The following is a 24,246-nucleotide window of genomic DNA, read 5'->3' as shown; positions in this document are numbered from 1 at the left end:
CACAGGGGTTGCAAGGGAAGCGAAAACCAGCGTGCTGGACTAGCTGTAATTTTGTTACAAATTGTAACTTTTTTCAAACAACAGGTTAAATTTAGTTTCACAAAAAAGTTAAATTCCAGAAAGTAAAATTAATTACAGTCGAGTTAAGCTAAAAGTGTTTGCTAAAAAAAGTCATTCAAGCAACCCAGAAACCAACAATTCTCACTTGACCGACATGGGCGACGATTTCGCGGTCACGAAAGTTTCGTCCAACAAACAAGTCGAACAGGATTGGTATCGAACTCTCTACGACAATTTTCCGGGCATTTACTTCGTTGTAGACGCTTTGGGAAGAGTTTTTTCACTCAATCAATACGGCGAGTCTCGCCTCGCCTACAGGTCGCAGGAATTAATCTGTCATTCAATTTTTAACATATTTTACTGCCAAGATCGAGAGAAAATGCAGGCGGAATTTGCGGGATTGGCACACCCGAAAAACGGTACCTCAACTCCAAAAGTTGCCTGTTGGGAAGGCTACTTGACTCGCAAAGACGGCAGGATTATCTGGGTAAAAGCAACCGCGCAGGCTTTGCCTGCTGTAGACTGGAAAATAGAGGAAAATAGCGACGGTAGCTCAATTGCCAATTTCCAACGGCCGGCTGTCTTGTTAGTTTGCGAAGAAATTAAGGCCGCTTCGTCGGTAGCAGCGGTATCCAAGCCGCCCCAGTGTCAGGAAAATTGGCGCCATCCAACTTTGGCGATCGCAAAATTAGCCAAAAGTCAAATTAAAGAACGCAACAATATAGGAGACTTCATCCGCGAAGTAACAGAAACCGCTGTCAGTATTGTTAAGTGCGATCGAGCCAGCATTTGGTTGTACGGCGAAGACAAAACGCAGCTTCACTGCATCGACTTTTACGAACAAAATACGAAACTCCATTCCGTACAAATAATCATCACAGCAGCCGACTGTCCGGCATATTTTCAAGCCTTAAAATCGGCCAAATCCATCGCAGCGGTGGCAGCAGAAAATGACCCGAGAACGCGAGAACTTGCTGGTCTTTATTTTGCAGGTCGGGGTACGACTTCCCTGTTAAACGTACCGATTGTGCTGGCAGGTCAAATGTTGGGAATAGTCAGCGCCGAACGCCTGGGTTCCGGCAGCGAATGGACGGAAGAAGAACACGAATTAACCAAAATATTAGCAGAATTTGTATCGTCAAGTTTGTCAGCTAGCGAAAGCTTAAAATTAGAAGCAATGCGGCGCGAACAGCAGCAAAACTTGCTGAGCCAATACTACGACCAACTAGAAGAAAGAGTAGAAAGACGCACTGCCGAACTCAAAAAAGCCAACAAAAGACTGAAACAAGAAATAATCAAAAGAAAACAAGTAGAAGCAGAAATGCGCCGGCAGCACCAAGAACAGCAAATTATTTTTGATTCCCTGCCGGCGATGATTTGGTACAAAGATACGGAAAGCCGCCTGCTGCGAATTAATCAAGCCGCCGCTGCATCGAGAGGTTTGCCCGCAAATCAACTAGAAGGAAAATCATTTTATGAAATCTATCCAGACGAAGCAGAGCAATATTATTTAGAAGATTTGGAAGTAATCAATTCCGGCGTTCCCAAACTGGGAAAAGTCGAACTGCTGCCGAATGTCTCCGGTCAAAAATGCTGGGTGCGGACAGATAAAATACCTTGCCGCGATGAATCAGGTCAAGTGGCAGGTGTGATCGTGTTTGCCGTAGATATTACTGATTTGATTAGAGTCGAAAGAGAACTGCGAGAATATCGCGATCGCCTCGCCGAAAAACTCGAGAAACGCACTGCTATGTACCGACAGGCAATGGCAGCTTTGTACTCGGCAAATACGCAAATGCAACAGCTCATGAATAACAGCTATTTGGACGAAAATGGCAGCAGCACAGCAGCAGCGCGCTTGCTCGAATGCGAAGCTTATTTTGAGGCGGTTGCTGTCGCTGACCGCGACACAATTTTGAGCGTCAGCACCGATTTTGCCGAACTGTTCGGTTACGAACCTGCGGAAATGGCGGGAATGAGTTTGCTGGAACTGCTGTCGCCAAAATCTTACAAAGTGGCGCCGCAAATGATTTCCGCAGCTAACAATACCGTCTGTGAAACTATTTTTCTCAGGCGGGACGGAACTGCTTTTCCTGCTGACGTGCGCAGCAAATTCGTGGTTCGCGAAGGTCGTTTGGTGCAGGTGAAAGCAGTGCGAAACCTCACGGAACGCAAATTAATAGCAGCAGAATTAGAACGATCGCGCTCTTTGTTGCACGCTACCCTGGAAGCAACGGCAGACGGCATTCTCGCCGTTACTACGGCCGGAGAACTGATTAGTTTTAACGAAAAGTTAGTCCAAATGTGGGGAATTCATGAAGAAGTTAGAAACTCAATGGATAGAACGGTGAGGCTGACATTTCTCACCAAGCACGTTAAAGATCCGAGGGCTTTTTTACAGAGAGTTAAAGAAATTTATAGCGATGCGGAGTCAAACGGCTGCGATATTCTCGATTTTAAAGACGGCCGGACTTTTGAACGCTACACGCAGCCGATTCGAGTCGGACAAAATATTATTGGCAGGGTGTGGCGCTTCCGCGATATTACTTCTCGCGAAAAGGTGACGGCAATGTTGGGAGATTCTCAACGGCGCTTTCGGGCAATTTTTGATTCTTCTTTCCAATTTGTCAGCTTGTTGAAACCGGACGGCACTCTGCTGGAAGCTAACCAAACTTCTCTGGATTTTGCGGGAATTAAGCTGCGGGATGTGGCAAACCGACCGTTTTGGCTCTTGCCTTGGTGGGGAGTTTCTCCGGAAGTTCGGGAACAGTTGCAAGAGGCGATTTGTCGATCGGCAAAAGGTGAATTTGTCCGCTATGAAGTGGAAGTTCAAGGTGCAAATCGGACGGCAACTATCGATTTTTCTCTCAAACCGGTGGCAGACGAAACTGGTAAAATTGTCTTGCTGCTGCCGGAAGGTCGAGATATTACTGAAAGCAAGCAGGTGCAAGTCGCGCTGCGGCAGCAAGTTGAGCGGGAACGCCTGATCGCGCAGATTCAATCGCGCATCCGTTCTTCTCTGGATATCAAAGATATTCTCAACACTACAGTAGCGTCCGTGCGGGAGTTTTTGGCAACGGATCGCGTGATTATTTTCCGCTTCCGGCCAGATTGGAACGGGGATGTGGTGGTGGAGTCGGTTGGGGAAGGGTGGATGCCGCTGATGGGGATGGCGATCGAGGATTGCTGTTTTGCTAATACTTATGTGGGACAGTATTTGAAGGGCAGAATTCGATCGGTGGAGGACATTCAGGCTTCTAATTTGGCCGAGTGTCACGTCAATTTTTTGGCCCAGTGTCAGGTGAAGGCGAATTTAGTCGTGCCCATCGTGCAGCAGGGAATCGAACACCGCGACGGCAATCCTTCTTGTCAAGTGCCGAAGCTGTGGGGTTTGCTGATTGCTCACCACTGTTCGGCACCCCGCGAGTGGCAGCAGTTTGACATGGATTTGCTGAGTCAGTTGGCTACTCAAGTGGCGATCGCGATCGAACAATCTTTACTTTACCAGCAGCTAGCAGCAGCCAACCAGCGGTTGGACGGATTGGCGAATTTGGACAGTCTGACTCAGCTAGCTAACCGCCGCCGGTTTGACGAGGTGCTCAACCGGGAATGGGAACACTCGAGCAGTTCGGAACCGCTATCTTTGATTATGTGCGACATTGACTGTTTTAAACTTTACAACGACAATTACGGCCACCAAGCCGGGGATGCTTGTTTGCAGCAAGTGGCGCGGGCGATCGGGGATGCTTGCGCCAACGCACCCGCAGAACGCCTTTATTTAGCTGCTAGGTACGGCGGCGAGGAATTTGGGGTAATTTTGCCAAATACGGATCTCGCGACTGCACAGGCTTTTGCTGAGGGAATCCGCCGGCGCGTCAAAGCCCTAGCAATTCCCCACCTCAAGTCTGTTGTCACCGATTGCGTGACTCTCAGCATGGGGGTGGCGACGATTGCTGAAAATCAAAATTCGCCGAAGATGCTGATTGAAGCTGCTGATAAGGCGCTGTATCGGGCTAAGTCTGGCGGGCGCGATCGAGTTGAGAGTTAACAGTTGACAGTTGACAGTTGACAGTTGACAGTTGTCAGTTGACCGCAGTCATTAGCTTACTAAAAAAGATCGCCCAACCGGCATAAGGTTAGGGCGATCGCGGTACTATGAATCAGCATTTATTTATCAGACTCCGCGCGGAATTTTTCCGCATTTTCACCGATTTTGTTACAAAACTTTACCGGGAGCTGGGTAAAAATGTAGTCTTGGACGCGCGCTGACCTTAGAAACCCGGTTTCTTCATACATTTCTCGTTACTAAACCCAAAATATCGTAGAAACCGGGTTTCTCGCCCTGATTTTTGATTGATAGGGAAACCGCAGATAAAGGCAGATAAACGCAGATAAACGCAGATGCCTTTTCAGATATTTTTTTGAACCGCAGAGGGCGCAGAGGGCACAGAGGAAGAGAAGATAGAAAGAGAAGGCCCAAAAGAGTTCACAACTAATGACTAATGACTAATGACTACTGTCAACTGTCAACTGTCAACTGTCAACAGACTAACCTATTTAGCTAACAGTTTTTGAAACACCTCATACATATCCTGGGCCAACTTTTTAGGATTCCACAAAGGCGCGAGATGTTCGGGCTGCTTAGATTTTATCAAATGCTGTTTCACCGCATTTCTCAAGCCAGCATCGCGCCCAAACTTAACTCCCCACTGCGTGTATTCCTCCCAACTCCAAGCCGCACCGACATCGAGATTTGCACTTTTGAGAAAAGCGTAACCCATCCGCGAAAGATATTGGTCGCCGGATCTAGTTACTACTGGCAAATTCGCCCACAAAGCCTCTAAATTGTGCGTCCCGCCGTTGTAAGGATAGGAATCTAACAGCACGTCAGCTACATAATAAATAGCGCGGTGCTCTTCCTCACTTCTGGTTTGCCCGATAAACTTAATCCGAGCAAAATCTACTCCCTGAATATCGCATTCTTCGCGGTAAGTGCTGTGAATAACATCGGTGTCGCCTTGACCTTTGCGAATCAACATACTATCTGGTACTTCCTTAAGTATTTTAACTTGAGCTTGCACCATTTCAGGATTAGTTTTCCGACCCGGAGCCACACATAGATAAGCCATTTGATCCAAGCCAATTCCGAGGGCATTTCTAATCGCCTCTCGATTCACGGGAATGCTTTGCAGTTCGCCAATTGCTACGGAACAACTAGGCAATCTCACTAACTGTTCTAAGTAATTTTTTTCGACGCCTGGGGGGTGAGTGTGTTCGTCGCACAGAAAGTAGTGATTGTCCGAAATGTAGGGCGCATCGAATCCCAGCCAAGAAACGCAAATTCCCGCCGGATATGAGTGCAGAACTTCGACATTTGTCGGCACTGTCATCGAGTCTAAATCTATTAAAACATCCAAATCGTCTTGCACTACTTCGGCGAGGATTTCGCCGCCGTCAGCAAAGCCGTTGGGATATTTTTTGGGCGAGTAAAACTTGCCCGCCATTTCTTCAAACCGCTGCGTAACTTCATCTCGGTTGAGTTTGCCGGTGACGTAAAGGTGAACGTGGGGGGTGATGCGGCTTAATTCGCGAATTAAGGCTTCGCTGCACCAACCTACTGAGTGGCGGCGGAAGTGTTTGGAAAGGAAGCCAATTTTTAAAGGCTGTTGTTTTGTGCGGTAATTTGCGGGTTTGATTCTGTTGATTTGCTGCCGCTGCGGGACGGCTTTTTGGTAGTATTCTTTGGCAATTAGTCGGTAAAAACTGGCATTTTTTTCGCGGTTGTCTCGCAGGTGGGAAACTGCAAACAAAAAGATTTCGTAAAGCAGTTTGAGTTCGATGACGCTAAAGGTTTCGACTTTTTCGTAGCAGAGTTTTTCGATTTCTTCGAGTTTCTGAATTGCCTGTTGGCTGACTCCTGATTGCAGGTAGGAAAAAACGTAGGCTGTGGCTGACATGACTGGGGCATTTTCGCCGCAGAATTCGCAGTATTTGTCGGCGACGCTGCGGGCTCTGGCGAGGTTGGTGGAGTGGCTTAGCAAGTCGCACAGTTGTTGGTGGGCTTCGCTGTATTCGGGGTTGCATTCGATCGCCTTTTCAAAAGATGCGATCGCATCCAACGGCTTATCTTGCTTCTGAATGTGTCCCATCCGGCAGTAAACCTCTGCCCAATCCGGTTTTAACGCCAAAGCTTGCTGATAGCTGGCTAAAGCTTCTTCCAGCCGCCCCTGCATGGAAAAACAACTGCCGAGGTTCGCGTGAACTTCCGGCCAATCTGGCTTAATTTTCAGAGTATTTTGGTAATTAGCAATCGCTTCTTCGTACTTGTACTGCTGCATAAAAGAATTGGCTAAATTGAAGTGCAGCACTTCTAATTCCGGCTTTAAAGCTACGGCTTTCTGGTAGGAAGCGATAGCGGCATCGAGATTGCCTTGTTGCGATCGCGCGCTGGCGATGTTAGCATAGGCTTCTGCCCAATCCGGTTTAATGGCGATCGCTTTTTCGTAGCTTTCAATGGCTTCGGATCGCTTGCCTTGAGTGAAAAGCCGGTTGGCTAGGTTGAAGTGGAAGTCGGCGCCGACAAGCTGCGGGTTGAGTTCGGATGTTCTCTGAAAACAGGCGATCGCTGCTTCGACGTTGCCGTGTTTGTGATATACTTTCCCTAAATTCCAGTGAGCGCCCGCTAAATTTGGACTCAGGACGATGGCTTGCTGGTAATGGGCGATCGCCTCGGACAAACGCCCCATTTTGAAATACATACTGCCGATATTGGCGCGCACTTCGGCAAAATTTGGTTGCAATTCTAGGGCTTGAGAATACGATCGAATAGCTGCTTCAATTTTGCCTACCGCTTGCAAAGCATTGCCTAAAGTTACGTAAGCGTGGGTGTAATCAGGTCTAATTTTGATGGCTTGGTGGCACGCTGCGATCGCCTCTTTAATTTTACCTTTAACTAAAAAGTTTTCAGCCAGTTTTTTGTACGGTTCAACTTCTTGAAAATTGGCAACTTGTGTGCTATCTGGAACATTCAGCGAGGTAACTTGTTCGGAAACTTCAGCGGGGTTGGTAAACGGAGTATTTAAATTTTCAGGAGTGGGCCCTGGCGGCAAATTGATGCTGGAAGGCTGCAATCCATAGCCTTCATCTTTGTTGACAGATACTGGTTGTTGCTCGTCAGATTCTGTTTCTAATGCGAGAAATTTGCTATCGGTAGTTTCTTGCTGTTTTTGTGCGGTTAAACTCGATAGTTTCTCAGCAGCGCTGGCATTTTCCGGTTGCAGTTGCAGCACTTTTTGACAGCAAGCAATTGCTGCATCTAACTTTCCTTGCTGCTGCAAAACGCTGGCTAGCATCAAATTCACCGAGCACAAACCGGGATTAATAGCAAGAGCTTTTTGGTAATAATTTACCGCCTGTGCCAATTCCCCTAACTTGTAATACATACTGCCGAGATTCGCGCTGGCTTCTGCTAAATCCGGCTGAAGTTTTAAAGCTTGCAAATAAGCTGTAATTGCCATTTCTAGCTGGTTTTGGCCGTGCAGGGCATTGCCCGCTGTCAGGTAAGCGGGAGCAAAATTCGGTTGGAATTTGATTGCGAGGTTGCATTGGGCGATCGCCCTTGCAAATTCTCCTTGCAAAACATAAACCTCCGCCAACTTTTTATGAACTTCCGCATCTTTGGGATTGCACTCTAAAGCTTTCTGATAATTCTCGATGGCGCCACCGAGATATCCTGTATCTTTCAGGCGATTTCCCTTGACAAAATATGTTTTAGCTGATTCTAAATCCACCAAAAACTCTTGGATCATTTGCTCTGCCACTCTTACAGGTTTTACACTAATACTATTCAACCATTCTACCCACTCTCGGGCTCGCACAGACCAAGTACAGCCTCGATTGATATATTCTACCTGCTGTCTCAGATGAGTTTCAGCAATTGCACCGCCCGCACCCGTAAACTCTTTTAAAACTTCGACTGTCGCATCTAAAAACCGCCTTGTATATCCCTCCCAATCCGGTGTGCCTGCACGCTTCCAATCAGTTACCGATGCCAAATTTTCCACTACTGACATGGAAACTAGACGCGCAAATCCCGCAGTTGTTTCCGGCAAAGCTGCCAAATCACTCGTCACAATCCGGCAACCGCAGGCCATCGCCTCCATCACCGCAATAGATGACGTTTCCGAATAGCTATTCGGGTAAGCTAAAACCGCGACTGAACGCATTTGCCGGACGAGTTCGGGTTGCGGTACAGAACCGACATACTCGACGCCTTCTATTGCCTGACACTCTTCGTAAAGTTCACCGAATAAAATATCGTCAGCATTGCCGTCAATTTGGTGTACTTTCATGCTAGAAAATACTTTTAATCTGGTTCCGGGGACAGCTTGACGAATTTCGGGAAAGACTTTTAATAAAATATCGAGTCCGCGAAACGGAGTGCTGGTGTAAGCTAGAATTGGCGGTCGAGATTTTTGAGAATGGATAGAAATATTATCTGGAAAAATGTTAGCAAAACAAGGTGCGATCGCATTTCTTAAAACACAACTGCGATTAAAGTCAATCTCAAAACGCCGGTGAAATTGTTCGCGCTGCCAGTCGCTGACAAAAACAAAGGCATCGCCAGCATTAATTTCTTGCTGGTTATTGAAATCTTGGAGGAATACAAAGCTAGGTTCGTTATGAATCCACAAAATTAATTTAGTATATTCCCCCAAAAGCGGCTTGATTTCGAGCGCTTTACCGACTATATTGACTATAACCAAAAAATCGAGCGATCGCAGCAATTCTAAATTAGCATTGTCCGCTACCCGCCGCCTGCAATCAACACCGCGCGACATCCCCGACTCCGAAGTATTGTTGAGTAAAAATACCTCGTTTCCCAGGGCTGCCAGCGCCTCAGCCAAGTAACAAATAGCCGACTGAGTGCCGCCCAAAGGTTCGCGGTAAGGAGTTTCAATGTTGTAATCCCAAGTGTAGGTATCGAGAAATCCGATTTTCATTGCAAGGAAGAAGTGATTTGTTATTTGTTATTTGTTATTTGTTATTTGTTACTCGCTTGGGGTTGCCAATGCCCAATGCCCTGCGCAGGCCAATGCCCAATGACTGTGGTATAATCTTAAAACAATTGAGGAGTATCTAACATGACCACAGAACAAGACCCCGTAAAATTGATGAAACAGCAAGTCGGCTTTGCTGCTGCCGATCGCGTAAAATCAGGTATGATTGTCGGACTCGGCACGGGGTCAACTACAGCTTATACTATTCAAGCGTTGGGCGATCGCATAAAATCAGGTGAACTCAAAGATATCAAAGGAGTGCCGACATCCTTTCAATCAGAAGTATTAGCCAAACAGTACGGAGTGCCGCTGACAACTCTCGACGAAATTGACAGAATTGACGTAGCTATTGACGGCGCTGACGAAGTAGATCCCCACCTCAACTTAATTAAAGGTGGCGGCGCCGCCCACACCCGCGAAAAAGTAGTAGATTACCTCGCTGCTCAGTTTATTGTAGTAGTTGACAGTTCCAAAATGGTAGATAAATTGGGTTCAACTTTTCGCGTGCCCATCGAAGTTATACCGATGGCAATTACCCCCGTTACTCGCGCCATCGAAAAATTGGGCGGCAAACCAGAACTCCGCATGGGAATCAAAAAAGCCGGCCCAGTCATTACCGACCAAGGTAATATGGTAATAGATGTTCAATTTGATAACCTTGACAACCCTGGGGAATTAGAAAAAACTTTGAATAACATTCCCGGCGTGTTAGAAAATGGCTTGTTTGTCAACTGTACAGATTTGGTTTTGGTTGGCGAAATTAAGGACGGCAAACCCGTAGTCCGGGAGATTTCTAAATAGTCAGGACTTACTCATAGGTTGTAAAAAACTCTTTGTGGAACAGGCATCTTGCCTGTTCTTGTAAAAACGAATATAGCGGTTTTCAAAGAAGTGAGCTTCGGAAAAATGTTAACTTGTAGGGTGCGTCTCTCAACTGTCAACTGTCAACTGTCAACTGTCAACTCTTTATAATGCAATATCGCAGATTCGGCCGCACAGAATTATCCATGCCCGTCTTTTCCTGCGGCGGCATGAGATATCACCACAAATGGCAAGACGTGCCAGCAAATGAAATTCCACCAGACAATCAACAAAATCTAGAATCGACAATTCGCTACTCAATCGAATGCGGCATCAATCACATAGAAACTGCTCGCGGTTACGGCACTTCTGAGATGCAGTTGGGGTGGATTTTGCCGAATTTTCCCCGCGAAAACTTGATAGTTCAAACGAAAGTTTGTCCTCAAGCCAACTCCGAGGCATTTCGCGAAGAATTTGATAAATCCTTAGCTTATTTACAGCTAGAATACGTCGATTTATTTTCCATACACGGCATTAATACCTGGGAATTGCTAGAGGATTCTATGCGCCCGGGCGGCTGCTTGGATGTGGCGAAAAAGTTGCAAGCAGAAGGCAAAGTTCGGTTTATTGGTTTTTCAACTCACGGCCCGACGGATGTGATTGTCAAAACAATTGAAACCAATCAATTTGATTATCTTAACTTGCACTGGTACTACATCAATCAAATTAATTGGCCGGCAATTGAAGCAGCTAAACGTCACGACATGGGCGTTTTTATTATCAGTCCTTCCGACAAAGGCGGTCAACTTTACAACCCGCCCCAAAAGTTGGTAGATTTGTGCTATCCGCTGAGTCCGATGGTGTTTAACGATTTATTTTGTTTGTCGCACCCGCAAGTACATACTTTGAGTTTGGGTGCAGCAAAACCTGAAGATTTTAACGAGCATTTGAAAGCTGTAGAATTGTTAGATAGAGCTGATGAAATTTTGCCGCCGATATTAGCAAGGTTGGAAAAGGCAGCAATTGATAAATTAGGAGAAGATTGGTTTAAGACTTGGGACTTCGGTTTGCCAACTATAGAAAATACTCCCGGATGTGTTAACATTCGAGTGATTTTGTGGCTGTGGAATTTGGCGAATGCTTACGATACGATCGACTATTGCAAGATGCGCTACAACCTCTTAGGTAACGCCAGCCACTGGTTTCCCGGCCAAAAAGCCGATCGCCTCGACGAATTAGACTTGCGCCGCTGTCTCGCCCACAGCCCCCACGCTGCGAAAATTCCTAGTATATTGCAAGCAGCCGATCGGCTTTTTGGAGGCGAAGCCGTGCAGCGCTTATCCCAAGAATAACCTAAAAAAACCCGGTTTCGAGACAGAAACCGGGTTTGCGAGCCGGAGCACCTGAGACTTATTTACACGCACCTAATTAGCGTATGCTTGAAGTGTTGTCACCAACCTCGCCCATCCGTCTCACCCATTCGGGCGATAAAACTTTTTTTCTAAACTCGCTCCCATTTTGCTTTAATCTGAGATAAAACAGTTAATAATTCACTTAGGTATCTTTTATGACACTCAAACGCCGAGATTTCTTGTATATGCTAACGGCCAGCGTCGGAGCTATTACCGCAGGTGCTTGCCAAGCGTCAGGAAATAATGTACCGCAAGCAACTGCAATTGCAGAAAGCCCAAAAATAGCTCAAACTCCCGGGCCTTTTACACTGCCGCCTCTGCCTTACGAATACAACGCTTTAGAACCGCACATCGACGCGCGGACAATGCAATTTCACCACGACAAACACCACGCCGCCTACGTTAAAAACCTCAACGATGCTATCAGCAAATACCCTGCTCTCAAAAACGTAAGTGCTGAAAATATGCTGCGAGATTTGAGCAAAGTACCGGAAGATATTCGCACAACAGTTCGCAATAACGGCGGCGGACACCTGAATCACAGTATGTTTTGGGAAATCATGAGTCCCAAGGGCGGCGGCGAACCCACAGGGGCAATTGGCGCTGCAATTAAGCAAAGTTTCGGCAGTGTTGACGATTTTAAAGCAAAATTCAACGATGCCGGCGCCAAGCGTTTTGGCAGCGGTTGGGTTTGGCTAGTCCGCAATAAAGCCGGCAAGCTTGAGATTACAACTACTGCCAATCAAGACAGTCCTTTAGCTGATGGTAACTATCCAATTATGGGCAACGATGTTTGGGAACACGCTTATTATCTCAAATACCAAAATTTGCGCGCGGACTACTTAAAAGCTTGGTGGAATGTTGTTAATTGGGCGGAAATTAACAAACGCTACGAAAAGGCGATCGGTTAGTTTCAGATTGTTTGTAGTTGCGCTGTTTTCGCTTCAGCGCAACTACACTTTCCGATTTATAACATACAAATATTACTTGATAACTACTTATTCCTAACAACTTCCTGCAAGGAAATTATATCGGCAGGCAGCTTAAAGCAATGATGTCTTCATAACAAAGACGATCGACTAACTGGTTCAGGGCATTTTTTAGAGGAGAATGCTCTTGCGGAATTTGCTCGATTAACTGGCGAATTTGCTTGCTATTGAGTTTAATCGCAGCTTGATGTAACTGCTCGATCCAAGTCGTTGGCATTACCATCAGATCGGAAGGAGTTAGCTCTGACGGGGCGATACTCTCAGAGATTTGCTTCGCGAGCGATCGAGAAGATAGAGAGTCATTCGGCTTATCTTTGGCATCATTACCGCCAGCACAAACATAGCAAACACCCAAATATTCTGCCATTTTGGCGAAGATAGTTTCAGTCCGAAAGGGTTTTCGCACGAAATCGTCAAACCCAGCCGCTAGAGCAACTTGACGCTCTTCTTCAAAGGCGCTACCTGTCAAGGCAATAATTATAGGAGAAGGCAGACTGCTAGCTTTTATCTGCTGGGTTGCAGCATATCCATCCATGACAGGCATCCGAATATCCATCCAAATCAGATGGGGTTGCCAACTTTGCCAAAGCCCGATCGCCTCTTGTCCGTTATTAGCTGTTTGCACCTCAAATCCGATCGGGATTAATAATTCCGCCAACAGTTGGCGATTTTCCAGTTTATCGTCAACAACTAGAATTCGATAGGCAATTTGTCCGGCAGCCAATCCGACAATCGCTCGCGCTTGTGTTGGCGATTCGATCGCCCGATCCGCCACAAATTCTACTTGAATTTCAAACCGGAAAATGCTGCCTTTGCCAACGCTACTCTCAACAGCAATTTCGCCTCCCATGAGTTGTACGAACTTGCGGCTTATAGACAATCCCAATCCCGTTCCCTCTTGAGATTGCAATCCGGTTGCTGTTTGGAAAAAGGGATCGAACAGGCGATCGCGTTCCGAGGGCGCAATGCCGGCACCCGTGTCTGTTACGGTGAAGAGGAGCCTGCATTCCTCCCCTCTTTCCACCCGCAGGGCGACACTTCCCGCTTGGGTAAACTTGATGGCATTACCGAGCAAATTAATTAACACCTGACGCAGTTTAGCTTCATCGGTGCGAACGAACTGAGGCACATCGCTCGATCGTTCAAACTTCAGTTGCAAACCCTTCGACTCGGCTTTCAAACGGAGCATTTGTTGTAGCGTATCTAGAAGGGCAAAGAGATCGAAATCCGTTGCTTGAAATGCGATCCGTCCCGCTTCGATCTTGGACATTTCCAAGACATTGTTAATCAACGCCAGTAGATGTTCCCCACTGCGATTAATCGTATCCAAATATCGCTGTTGCGTCTGCGGCGCGAGGGTATTGCTTTCTCCGGCAGAACCGCTTGGCGATCGCAACATCAATTGAGTAAAACCGAGGATGGCGTTGAGTGGAGTTCGCAACTCGTGACTCATATTAGCCAAAAACTGACTCTTCGCCCGATCGGCCGCTTCGGCTTTGGCTTGAGCTTTCTCCGCTTCCTTCATGCTATCTGCCAATTGAGCCGTGCGCTGTTCGACGGCTTGGCTGAGGTTGCGTTCGCGGGCGCTGACTTCGTGCGCCATATCCTGAAACGTGCGGGCGAGTTGTCCCGGTTCGTCGCCTCGCTGCGCCACTTTGAAAATTTCCGGCGCGTCAAATGCACCCACTTGTGCTGCGGTGATGGGGCTGGTACTGACTCGATGGGCGATCGCAGTAAGCTGTTTGAGAGGTTGAATCACTCGCTGCTTCAACAACCTGTTAATAGACAACACCGCCACCGCAAATACAGCCGTAAAAATGCTCATCATTGACACCATATTGCGGCGGCTGTGGGCAAAAACTTCATCAGCAGGAACGTAAATCGTTTGGGTGGCAACCACTTCATCTAACTTCCAGCCAAAGCCCGTGCGATCGCCGTAGATGGCAATTTGACCCTTGGGCGCATCGGCTGGCTTACCGTGACATTGCAGGCAACTAACTTCTTTCACCGCCAGGGGTCGGGCGATGTAAAATAAGGTCGAGCCTGCGGTTTTTCGATAGCCGGAAAGTTCAGAAAGGTCTGGCTGACGGCGAAACTGTTCGACGAGTGCGGTTTCAAAGCGATCGGCCCGATCGCGGATATTCGAGGGGTTGGGGGCTGCTTCTTTGTAGAAAAAGCCGTGGTAGTCGGGCAAATCGCGAAATCGTTCAAAAATTTCCCGCGCCGCAAAGGCAGGAATGGCTTCTGGCAAAAAGGTGGACTTGGTGTCGAGACGATTTTGCAGCAGCGGACTGACGTGATGGATCGTGTAGTTCCGGGCAGAATCGATCGTCTCCATCAAAATGCTTGCCCGCGTAGTAATCTCTTCTTCTGCTGCGCGTTGCAGGGTACTCCAGAGTGTTATGCCACTCAGCAGGATACCTGCGAGAAAAACTAGGGCAAGCAAGAAGATAAATTGCGATCCGAGTTTTAGTCTGCCAAGCATTATCGACAATCTCCATCCTCGATCGGGTTATATTGATATCTTCCACCATTCTCAACAAGCAAGGGAGAAACCGGGTTTCTCACGAAAAATCTCCGCTGTTGTGCAAAATCTTTTTCTGACATTCTCAACAAGTAAGCGAGAAACCGGGTTTGGAGGCGAAAAATCTCGGCTGTTGTGCAAAGTCTTTGCCAGAAACCCGGTTTCTGAGATTGATGAGTATCTAAGATGATATTTGTTTGGTCGATATGTTTTTTGTTAAACAGGTAATTTAACATTAAGTTTGATTTAGAGGACGCGGGAATATCGATCTGATATCTTTCAGCATTTTCAATAAATCTGTAGAAATCTGTAGGGGCGGGTTCGCCAAGGATCGAAAACGTGCCGACAAGTCAGATAAACCCGCCCCCCCACTCGATCGAACCTGATATTACCTGGATTACTGTATGAATACCCCTCAACCTCCAAGTGCAGATATTCTTATCGTAGACGATACCCTCGAAAATCTTCACCTGCTGTCCGAGATGCTGACGCAGCAAGGTTATGACATTCGCATCGTCAAGAGTGGGGCAATGGCATTAAGAGGCGTGCAAGCGCAACCCGCCGATTTGATTTTGCTGGACATCATGATGCCGGAAATGGATGGATATGAAGTGTGCCAGCGCTTGAAAGCCAATCCCCAAACTCAGAATATCCCGGTAATTTTTATCAGCGCGCTGCATGAAGTATTCGATAAAGTGAAAGCGTTTGCGGTGGGTGGAGTGGATTACATTACTAAACCCTTTCAAGTTGAAGAAGTCTGTGCCAGAGTGGCGCATCAATTGACGATTCGCCGCTTGCAAATGCAGGTGGAAGAGATGGCGATCGTGCAGGAACGCAATCGGATTGCTCGCGATATTCACGATTCTTTAGGTCACGCGCTGGTAGCACTCAACCTGCACGTGGAAACGGCACTGACGATGTGGAACGAACAGCCCGATCGAGCGTATCCGTTTCTGGTGAAAGCCAAACAACTCGGTTCGGAGGCACTGCAAGCCGTGCGGCAATCGGTATCGGCCATGCGGGACGATCCGTTGCAGGGGCAGGGATTGACAGAGGCGATCGCGCATTTAATTCAATCATTTCACCAAACGACAGGCGTACAACCAAACTGTCAGATTGAGATTGGGCGATCGGTTTCCCAAGCTGTCAATATTGCCCTCTATCGGATCGTGCAAGAGGGGTTGACTAATATCTGCAAGTATGCAGCCGCAACGGCGGTACAGCTTCAGATTGAATCGAATCCAGCCGGAATTTTCCTCACGCTTCAGGATAATGGTAAAGGCTTTCAAATGGGTGAGTGTCGATCGGGTTTTGGTCTTCAGGGAATGCAGGAACGGGTGACGGCTTTGGGCGGATCTTTGGAAATTGCCAGCGCGCGCGATCGGGGATGCTGTATTAATGCTTATTTTCCAATAATGGGTAATTAGTCATTAGTCATTAGTCATTAGTCATTAGTCATTAATCATTAGCCATTGGTAATTGGTTATTGGTAATATAGAGAGCATCAATGTTGCAATCCGCAAGCGAGCTATAAAATACAGGCAGACCAGATACCTGCACTCCTAATAATATCAAATCCGATAACACCGGAATAATGAATTTCTCTCCTTTTTATCTGCTTTCTCTGCGTCCTCTGTGGTTCGATCGTTCCGAGGTCAATGAAAATAATATAAATTATAACTCTCAACAATCAATTATCTACGCTCGCGAGCGGGGACGCTCGCACTATTAACTGTCAACTATCAACTGTCAACTGTCAACTGTCAACTGTCAACTATCAACTATCAACTATTATGATTCGCATATTATTGGTTGAAGATCGAGAACTCATTCGCAGCGGTTTAAAAGCGTTGTTGGAGACTCAACCCGATTTACAAATCGTCGGGGAAGCGGACAACGGACAACGGGCAATTCAACAACTCGAAGTATTGCATACCCAATTTTTACCGCCCGATATCGTGCTGATGGATATCCAGATGCCAATTATGGATGGGGTACAGGCAACTCAACACATCTGTCAGAAATATCCGGAGACAAAAATTCTCATTCTGACGACATTTAACGACACGCAATATATTGCCGAAGCGATTCGCTATGGAGCTAAGGGATATGTCCTTAAGGATACACCTACAGCAGAATTAATTGAGGCAATTCACTGTATTTATAAAGGTTACACTCAGTTTGGTCCTGGCATTTTGGAAAAGATGGTCGCGCAGGTGAGTGCGCCAAAACCAAACAAACTCGAACTGCCACCGGGTATGACCGAACTGACATCTAGAGAACGAGAAGTGCTGCTGTTAATTGCGAAGGGGTCGAGCAATCGCGAAATTGCTCAAACCTTATTTTTATCTGAAGGAACGGTCAGAAATCACATTACCCATATTCTGGCGCGATTGAATTTGCGCGATCGCACTCAGGCTGCACTCGTTGCTAATTCCTTCCTTGCTTGGTTGGAAAATTCTGGTTCTTCTGAGTCGATCGACTAATACCAATTTCATAAATATTTGCTATGGAGTTCGATCGCCCGTGACATTTGTCATGGGGCGATCGTGACATTTGTCTGATGTGGAACGCCTCTGGTGCTAGATACCTTAAGGCTATCGGTACAAACCACAGAACAAAGAACTCAGGAGTAAAAACAATGGCAACTTTTAATGGTACAGCTTTGAACGACACGATCGTAGGAGGATGGGGCGACGATTTGATTAACGGTAGCGACGGGGACGATCTCCTAGATGGATTTTATGGCTTTGATACGCTCAATGGTGGCAATGGTGTCGATACAGCTACCTATGCTTTCTATATAAATGAAAATGGGGATGGCATCCTCGCCGATCTAAAACATGGTGTTGTGCGTTTTCCAGGGGATTCTCAAACGGAAACTTTAATTGACATCGAAAACCTGATTGGTTCTATGGGCAACGATGCTCTCCACGGCAACGAGCTCAATAACTCCCTGGTTGGAGGCTATGGCAATGACTGGCTCAATGGTCGGGAAGGCAACGACAACTTACAAGGCGGTGCTGGTAACGATGGACTCTATGGTGGAACAGGCAACGATACGATGACTGGGGGTCAAGGCGATGACATTTACTTCGTTGATAGCGTTGGAGATGTTGTCATCGAAGCCGTAGGTGGTGGCAAAGATACGGTTCTCACCTCGCTTGAATCCTACACCCTAGGGGATAACGTTGAAAACCTGAACCTGGGATTTGTAGGAATCATCGGTGCAGGCAACAGCCTCAACAACGAAATTTCCGGGAATGAGCTGGATAATGCTCTTTATGGGAAAGAAGGGGACGATATTCTCTATGGCAATGCAGGTGATGACGATTTAGTTGGGAACAGCGGCAACGATACGATGGTAGGCGGCATTGGCAACGACAACTATTGGGTGGAAGAGAGCGGCGATGTTGTTGTCGAAGCAGCGGGAAGCGGCACGGATAGAGTTTTTGCTAGCGTCAACTACACGTTGGGAGCTAATGTCGAGAATCTATACCTGATGCCCCATAGTAACGCTAGCGAAGGCATTGGAAACGACCTGAATAATGCGATCGGACTGGCAAATACGGGCAACGATAAGCTGGGTGTCCGCGACCAAAATCTGGTTCTCAGCGGTATGGGTGGTGATGACACCCTCTCAGGCGGTTCTGGAGACGATCTGTTGACAGGCGGTACGGGTCGCGATTGGTTGACAGGCGGTGATGGGGACGATCGCTATGTTTACACCCACCTCAAAGATGCAGGGGATACCATCACCGATTTTACCAATGGGAACGATGTGTTGGATTTACGAGATCTGTTGGGGAGTTTCGATGCGATCGTTGCCGATCCAGTTGCTGCAGGGTATCTGCGTCTGACCTCAGTCGGCGGCAATACGCAAGTGGAAATCGATTCCGATGGCACGAAAGGAAAAGCTGGATTCACAACGCTCGTCACGGTCAATGGTATCGCACCGCAGCAATTTGGAATCGGGAAAAATCTCCTAGTGCCGGCTTCGCTGAGTATTGCCCCCGCACCTGAACTCGCACCCCTGAATACAAATTTTCTCCTTCTCAAATAAATCCCGAATAGCTCTAAAAACGCAAAAAAACTATTGTTTATATCCTGTCCGGTCGCCACAAAAATTAGTTCGCAGCATCGGACTTTAGTCCTCTGAATCTGAGGACTAAAGTCCTCACTACAAACCGGATCGATCGCAGGTAATTGACCGGACACGATATTACAGACCGATCGACCCTGGTGCGATATTTCCAATTCATTGCAAAAGAGTGTTAGTTGGATTGCTCAGTGGCTTCTTCGCGATCGGGCAAATTATCAAAGGTTTAAAACATGGAAAATTAGCCGCTCGGCTAATTGACTGGGACGTTGCATCTGATTGGGAAACTCCCTTATCTGAAGTCCGAGATAAACTAGGGATTATACCATTAATTGATTAATTTTTTAACTCGTCATTGCACTGAAAAACTATGCAAAGCACCATTTACAAACCGCTAATCAGCCTGAGCCCGCGGGAAAGAGCGATCGCACAATTAGTAGCGCAAGGTCTGCCCAACAAATCTATTGCCAAAAATTTAAATATCAGTCACTGGACGGTGGCTACTTACGTAAAGCGGATTTTTATCAAACTCGGTGTTTGTTCTAGAACTGCGATGATTGCACTGTTGATGCAAGAAAATATGCTCTGGGACTCATAGGTCGATTTTAGATTTTAGATTTTAGATTTTAGATTTACTCCACAGATCGATCGGGGAACTTGAACTACGATCTAAAATTTGGGAATCGATCCTGACCCTCGTGTGGGGGATTTATACCTGTTTTTGAGATAGTAGGGTGCGTCAGCCTGATTTAATTCTCAGGTCATCCAGAAACTTTCTACTGACGCACCCTACACACACTAATAAATAGTAGGGTGCGTCAGCCTGATTTAATTCTCAGGTCATCCAGAAACTCTCTACTGACGCACCATACAGCCCAGATTCCGCAGATATTCAGACAAATTTAATGGTTTTAGATTTGGAGGCATGAAACCTTAAAATAAATACCTAGCAAAGATTTAAAGTTTTGCTAAAATTAGATAAGAGAGTCAGCAACATAGGTGTAAAAAATTATGAATAATCCCCCAGTCGAAATTCAAACCCTAAATATAGATAGTTGAGGAATAATAGCTTAAGCTGCAATAAAAATCTACAAAAGTTCTCAAAATTTTACTTCTCAAAACTTCACATTGTCCGGATAAAAACTCTGTTTCTAGAAATATCTGATGAATGTTGAGAAAATCGCGAGCTTGTTAGGCACAGGCACTGGCAATTCACTTTCAAGCGATCGACTTCGATGGTGTAGCGCTCGATCGCCAATCTACTAAAAACTCTTCCCTTGTGCGATCGCCCGTGACAAATGTCATGGGGCGATCGTGACATTTGTCAGATGCCGAACATCTTGTTCGATCGATATCTTCAGACTATCAACGAAATATATTTAGAAAAAATTATGGCTACTTTCACCGTCACCAACGCCAACGACAACGACACCGATCCAGGTTCCCTGCGATATGCCATCAAACAGGCTAATGCCCAAGTCGGCGCAGATATAATTACCTTCGACCCAAATTTCTTTGCCTTACCCAGGACGATCGGCCTTTCATCACAATTAATTATCAACGACAGCCTCACCATCAAAGGCACTGGGGTGAATAACCTAACGATTAGCGGCGATGCCAACAATAGTGGCAGCAATGACAATGGCGATGTCCGTCTCTTCTTCGTCAACCAAGGCACGGTTAATTTGCAGAACCTCACCCTGGCAAATGGTCGGGGAAAGGGAGGCGACGGCGGTGGAGGTGGCGGCGGTATGGGTGGTGCGCTGTTCATCAATGGCGGTACCGTCAGCGTCAATAACGTCACCTTCTCAAACAACCAAGCAGTTGGTGGCAAGGGCAACCTTGGCAACAATGGCGGTGGGGGCTTTGGCGGTCAGGGTGGCAGTGGCAGTGATGGCGATGGTATTGGCGGTGGCGGTGGCGGTGGCGGCTTTAGCGGCGATGGCGCGACGAGTAGTCTTTATGCCGCGGGCGGTGGCGGGGGCTTCAGTGGGGAGGGCGGTTACAACAGCGATATTCGTGCAAATGGTGGGAGTGGCGCAGGCACTATCTTTGGCGGCAACCCAGCAGACAATGGCAGCAATGATAGTAGCCGGGGCGGTGGTATTGGCGGTGGAGGTGGTGGGGGTGCCAATAGCAATTTTGCGGGTAAAGAAGGTGGGCGTGGCGGCGTTGGCGGTGGAGGTGGTGGCGGTGGATTTAGCAGTCGCAATTTTGGTGGTATTGGTGGCAATGGTGGCGACTTTGGGGGTGGTGGCAGTGGGGGTTTTGGTGTGGCTGGCGGTGTAGGTGGAAGGGGTGGCTTTGGCGGTGGGGGTGGCGGTGGCGGTCGCGCTATAGGTGACGCAACTGCGAGTCCCTTAAACTTTGGCGGTGTAGGTGGTAACGGCGGCTTTGGCGGCGGTGGTGGCGGTGGCGGCAGCAGCAAATCAGGTTCTGGCGGCATTCCTGGTAGTGGGGGAAACTTTGGCGGTAACGGCGGATTGGGTGGCAACAACAGCGGTAACGGTAATTATTTTGGCGGCGGTGGAGGCGGTGCTGGACTGGGGGGTGCAATTTTTATTCGCAGTGGTTCCCTCGCCCTGGTCAACAGCAGATTTCTGAATAACACGGCAACCGGTGGGTTGGGCGGTGTTGTCCCTGCTGGTTCTAACGGCCAGTCAGGCGCAAATGGTCAGGGAAAGGGCGGGGCAATTTTTGCCGTGACTCCCGATATTGCCAGTGCGGCTGGGGTGGAGGCGGTTCCAACGGTGACAGCGATTAACACTCTACCTACCTTCAGCGGCAGCAGTGGGGGCAATGCTGCGGGGACGGCTACTGACAACGGCGATGTTTTTGGCAGCCTCAACGTGACAATTCCTGCCAACCAGCCGCCCGTAGCAGACAATGATAGTGCGATCGTCCGTGCGAACACTCAGACTCCCGTCAATATTAACGTTCTCGCCAACGACATCGACCCCGATGGCAACCCCTTAACTATTAGCCTAATTACGAAGCCTACTCAGGGGACGGCTGCGGTGAACAACAACGGCACGCCGAAAAATCCGAACGATGACTTTATTACTTATACTCCCGGTGCCAAAAAAATCAACGGTGACAGCTTCACCTATGGTGTCAGCGACGGCAAAGCAAACAGCAACATTGCTACCGTTTCTCTCCTGTCAGATGTGGGAGTGACTTTTGTGGTGACGAATACCAATGACAGTGGAAATGGTTCGCTGCGACAGGCAATTCTCAATGCTAATGCTCATCCCGGTGCAGATACGATCGCATTCCAAATTCCCACTTTCTTGCAGATTCCTCGGTTCCCATTCCCGATCTCAATCCCCATTGCGTTTACCAATCCTCAGACGATTAATCTTACGTCTGCTTTGCCGACAATTACAGATACCGTCACGATCGACGGTTGGAGTCAAGGCGGCCCCGGTTTCCAGGGTGCGCCGCGCATTGAACTCAATGGTGCAGCATCCAATTCGGCGATCGGACTTGACATTCAAGCAAACACTTCGATCGTCCGAGGATTGGCGATTAATCGCTTTTCGGCTAAATCCGATGATAATTGGGCTGCTGGCATCAAGCTGTCGAACGGGGCAGCTAATAACTGGATTTATGGCAATTACATCGGCACCGACTTGACTGGCAATATCATTCGCGGCAACGATGGGGATGGTATTTTTATCGATGCTTCAGCCGGTATCCAGAATCGCATCGGCACTAACGGCGACGGATTGAATGATGCTGTCGAACGCAACGTGATTTCTGGCAACACTAATAGCGGGATTGCGATCGCAGGCAAGTTAACAACGGTAGCAGGCAACTTTATCGGCACCAATGCAGCGGGTACGGCAATTTTCCCCATCAATAGCAGTATTTCCCCCGATCGATTTTATGGAGTAATCATCCAGCAAGCTGCTGCCGATAATACGATCGGCGGTACTACAAATGCGGAACGCAATGTGATTTCTGGCAATAATACAGGCATCATCATTGGCGATCGTGCTACAAACAATGCAATTCGGGGCAACTACATCGGCACGGATGTCACCGATACCAAAGACTTGGGTAATGCTTCAGATGGCGTGACGATTTATGGTTTCGGAAATACAGTCAGCGATGGCAACATTATCTCTGGCAACGATCGGTATGGCTTAAAGATTGGCAACAATAACAACGTAGTGCAGGGCAACTTTATAGGTACAGATAAGACAGGTACAGTCGCCCTGGGTAATAGCTTAGATGGTATAGCCATTCAACTTCTGGGGGGCAACCTTACCACCAACAATACGATCGGAGGAAGTACGACAGCACAACGCAACGTGATTTCCGGCAACGGTGGCAATGGAGTGAGTATTTTTGGCATTGGTGTCGCTAACAACTTGCTGCAAGGAAATTATATCGGCACGCAGCTAGATGGAGTCAGCCCCTTGGGCAATCTCGCTAACGGAGTATCGATCGAGTATGCGACGAACAATACGATCGGCGGAATCGGTGCCGGACAAGGAAATACGATCGCCCACAACAAATTAGCCGGAGTTGCTGTTAAATCCGGCACGGGCAACGCTATTTTCAACAATTCGATTTTCAACAATACCGGCTTGGGCATCGACCTCGGCACAACAAAAGTCACCCTTAACGATACGGGGGATGCCGACACGGGCGCTAACAACCTGCAAAACTTCCCCCTATTGACGTTTGCCAACTCCGATGGCAGCAAAACGACGATCGCAGGCACTCTCAACACTACCGCGAACGCCACCGTCCGCGTCGAATTCTTCTCTAACCCCAGCCCCGATCCGACTAACCACGGCGAGGGTAAAACCTTTCTCGGTGCTACTACTGTCAATACTGATGGCAACGGCAACGCCAATTTCACCTATAACTTTGGCAGCGGTTTATCCGTCGGTCAAATTATCAGCGCGACTGCTACCAACAATAACAATACTTCCGAATTCTCTCAAGGATTGGCGATCGGCAACCAGCAACCTGACAACGGGATACCATCTCCGACACCATCTCCGACACCATCTCCGACACCGAGTCCGATCGCATTGCCGACACTACCTCCGAAACCGACTCCAATCACATCTCCGACACCGAGTCCGATCGCATTGCCGACAGTACCTCCGAGACCGACTCCAACCACATCTCCGACACCGAGTCCAATCACATTTCCGACAGCACCTCCGATACCGACTCCAACCACATCTGCGGCACCATCTCCGAGACCGACTCCAACCACATCTCCGGCACCATCTCCGAGACCGACTCCAACCACATCTCCGGCACCATCTCCGATACCGAC

13 protein-coding genes are annotated in these 24,246 nt (G+C 47.7%); 10 read left to right on the top strand and 3 right to left on the bottom strand.

Annotated elements, in window-relative coordinates; all coding sequences use genetic code 11:
* Positions 1–154 precede the first annotated feature (154 nt).
* Positions 155–4,108: a PAS domain S-box protein gene (locus QUB63_RS11230; RefSeq protein ID WP_332945153.1), complete on the top strand. Its 3,954-nt coding sequence runs from the start codon at positions 155–157 to the stop codon at positions 4,106–4,108.
* Positions 4,109–4,613: 505 nt separating this feature from the next.
* On the opposite strand, the gene QUB63_RS11225 is transcribed toward QUB63_RS11230, so the two are convergent.
* The gene (locus QUB63_RS11225) at positions 4,614–9,062 is read right to left on the bottom strand and encodes a tetratricopeptide repeat protein (RefSeq protein ID WP_332945152.1); all 4,449 of its coding nucleotides are present in this window, start codon (positions 9,060–9,062) and stop codon (positions 4,614–4,616) included.
* A 141-nt stretch (positions 9,063–9,203) separates the two neighbouring features.
* On the opposite strand from QUB63_RS11225, the gene rpiA reads away from it, so the two are divergent.
* The 3 genes from rpiA (at position 9,204) to QUB63_RS11210 (ending at position 12,243) form a co-directional block, all read left to right on the top strand.
* Positions 9,204–9,920 carry a ribose-5-phosphate isomerase RpiA gene (rpiA, locus tag QUB63_RS11220; RefSeq protein WP_332945151.1) on the top strand — a complete coding sequence of 239 codons (717 nt, stop codon included), beginning with the start codon at positions 9,204–9,206 and terminating at the stop codon, positions 9,918–9,920.
* Between the two features lie 170 nt (positions 9,921–10,090).
* Complete coding sequence (locus QUB63_RS11215; protein ID WP_332945150.1) at positions 10,091–11,272, top strand: aldo/keto reductase; 1,182 nt, start codon at positions 10,091–10,093, stop codon at positions 11,270–11,272.
* A 215-nt stretch (positions 11,273–11,487) separates the two neighbouring features.
* Positions 11,488–12,243, top strand: coding sequence for a Fe-Mn family superoxide dismutase (locus QUB63_RS11210; RefSeq protein WP_332945148.1), 756 nt, complete (start codon positions 11,488–11,490; stop codon positions 12,241–12,243).
* Positions 12,244–12,358: 115 nt separating this feature from the next.
* Here QUB63_RS11210 and QUB63_RS11205 read toward each other — a convergent pair whose 3' ends face one another.
* Positions 12,359–14,806, bottom strand: a complete 2,448-nt coding sequence (locus QUB63_RS11205) for a c-type heme family protein (protein WP_332945147.1) — start codon at positions 14,804–14,806, stop codon at positions 12,359–12,361.
* A 443-nt stretch (positions 14,807–15,249) separates the two neighbouring features.
* On the opposite strand from QUB63_RS11205, the gene QUB63_RS11200 reads away from it, so the two are divergent.
* The 5 genes from QUB63_RS11200 (at position 15,250) to QUB63_RS11180 (ending at position 19,542) form a co-directional block, all read left to right on the top strand.
* Complete coding sequence (locus QUB63_RS11200; protein ID WP_332945145.1) at positions 15,250–16,272, top strand: ATP-binding response regulator; 1,023 nt, start codon at positions 15,250–15,252, stop codon at positions 16,270–16,272.
* A 366-nt stretch (positions 16,273–16,638) separates the two neighbouring features.
* On the top strand, positions 16,639–17,331 hold the full coding sequence (locus tag QUB63_RS11195; protein ID WP_332945144.1) for a response regulator transcription factor: 693 nt from the start codon (positions 16,639–16,641) through the stop codon (positions 17,329–17,331).
* 155 nt (positions 17,332–17,486) lie between these two features.
* Positions 17,487–18,908 carry a type I secretion C-terminal target domain-containing protein gene (locus QUB63_RS11190; RefSeq protein WP_332945143.1) on the top strand — a complete coding sequence of 474 codons (1,422 nt, stop codon included), beginning with the start codon at positions 17,487–17,489 and terminating at the stop codon, positions 18,906–18,908.
* Between the two features lie 208 nt (positions 18,909–19,116).
* Complete coding sequence (locus QUB63_RS11185; RefSeq protein ID WP_332945141.1) at positions 19,117–19,284, top strand: hypothetical protein; 168 nt, start codon at positions 19,117–19,119, stop codon at positions 19,282–19,284.
* Positions 19,285–19,314: 30 nt separating this feature from the next.
* Positions 19,315–19,542, top strand: a complete 228-nt coding sequence (locus QUB63_RS11180; protein ID WP_332945140.1) for a response regulator transcription factor — start codon at positions 19,315–19,317, stop codon at positions 19,540–19,542.
* Positions 19,543–20,067: 525 nt separating this feature from the next.
* Here QUB63_RS11180 and QUB63_RS11175 read toward each other — a convergent pair.
* Positions 20,068–20,265: a hypothetical protein gene (locus QUB63_RS11175; RefSeq protein ID WP_332945138.1), complete on the bottom strand. Its 198-nt coding sequence runs from the start codon at positions 20,263–20,265 to the stop codon at positions 20,068–20,070.
* 7 nt (positions 20,266–20,272) lie between these two features.
* Between QUB63_RS11175 and QUB63_RS11170 the strand changes: the two genes are divergently transcribed.
* Positions 20,273–24,246, top strand: a 3,974-nt coding sequence (locus QUB63_RS11170; protein WP_332945136.1) for a beta strand repeat-containing protein, incomplete at its 3' end; no start/stop codon positions are given.

This window comes from Microcoleus sp. ARI1-B5 (genome assembly GCF_036705795.1).
Taxonomy (GTDB): domain Bacteria; phylum Cyanobacteriota; class Cyanobacteriia; order Cyanobacteriales; family Microcoleaceae; genus Microcoleus.
This window is presented reverse-complemented; position numbering and strand designations above follow the sequence as displayed.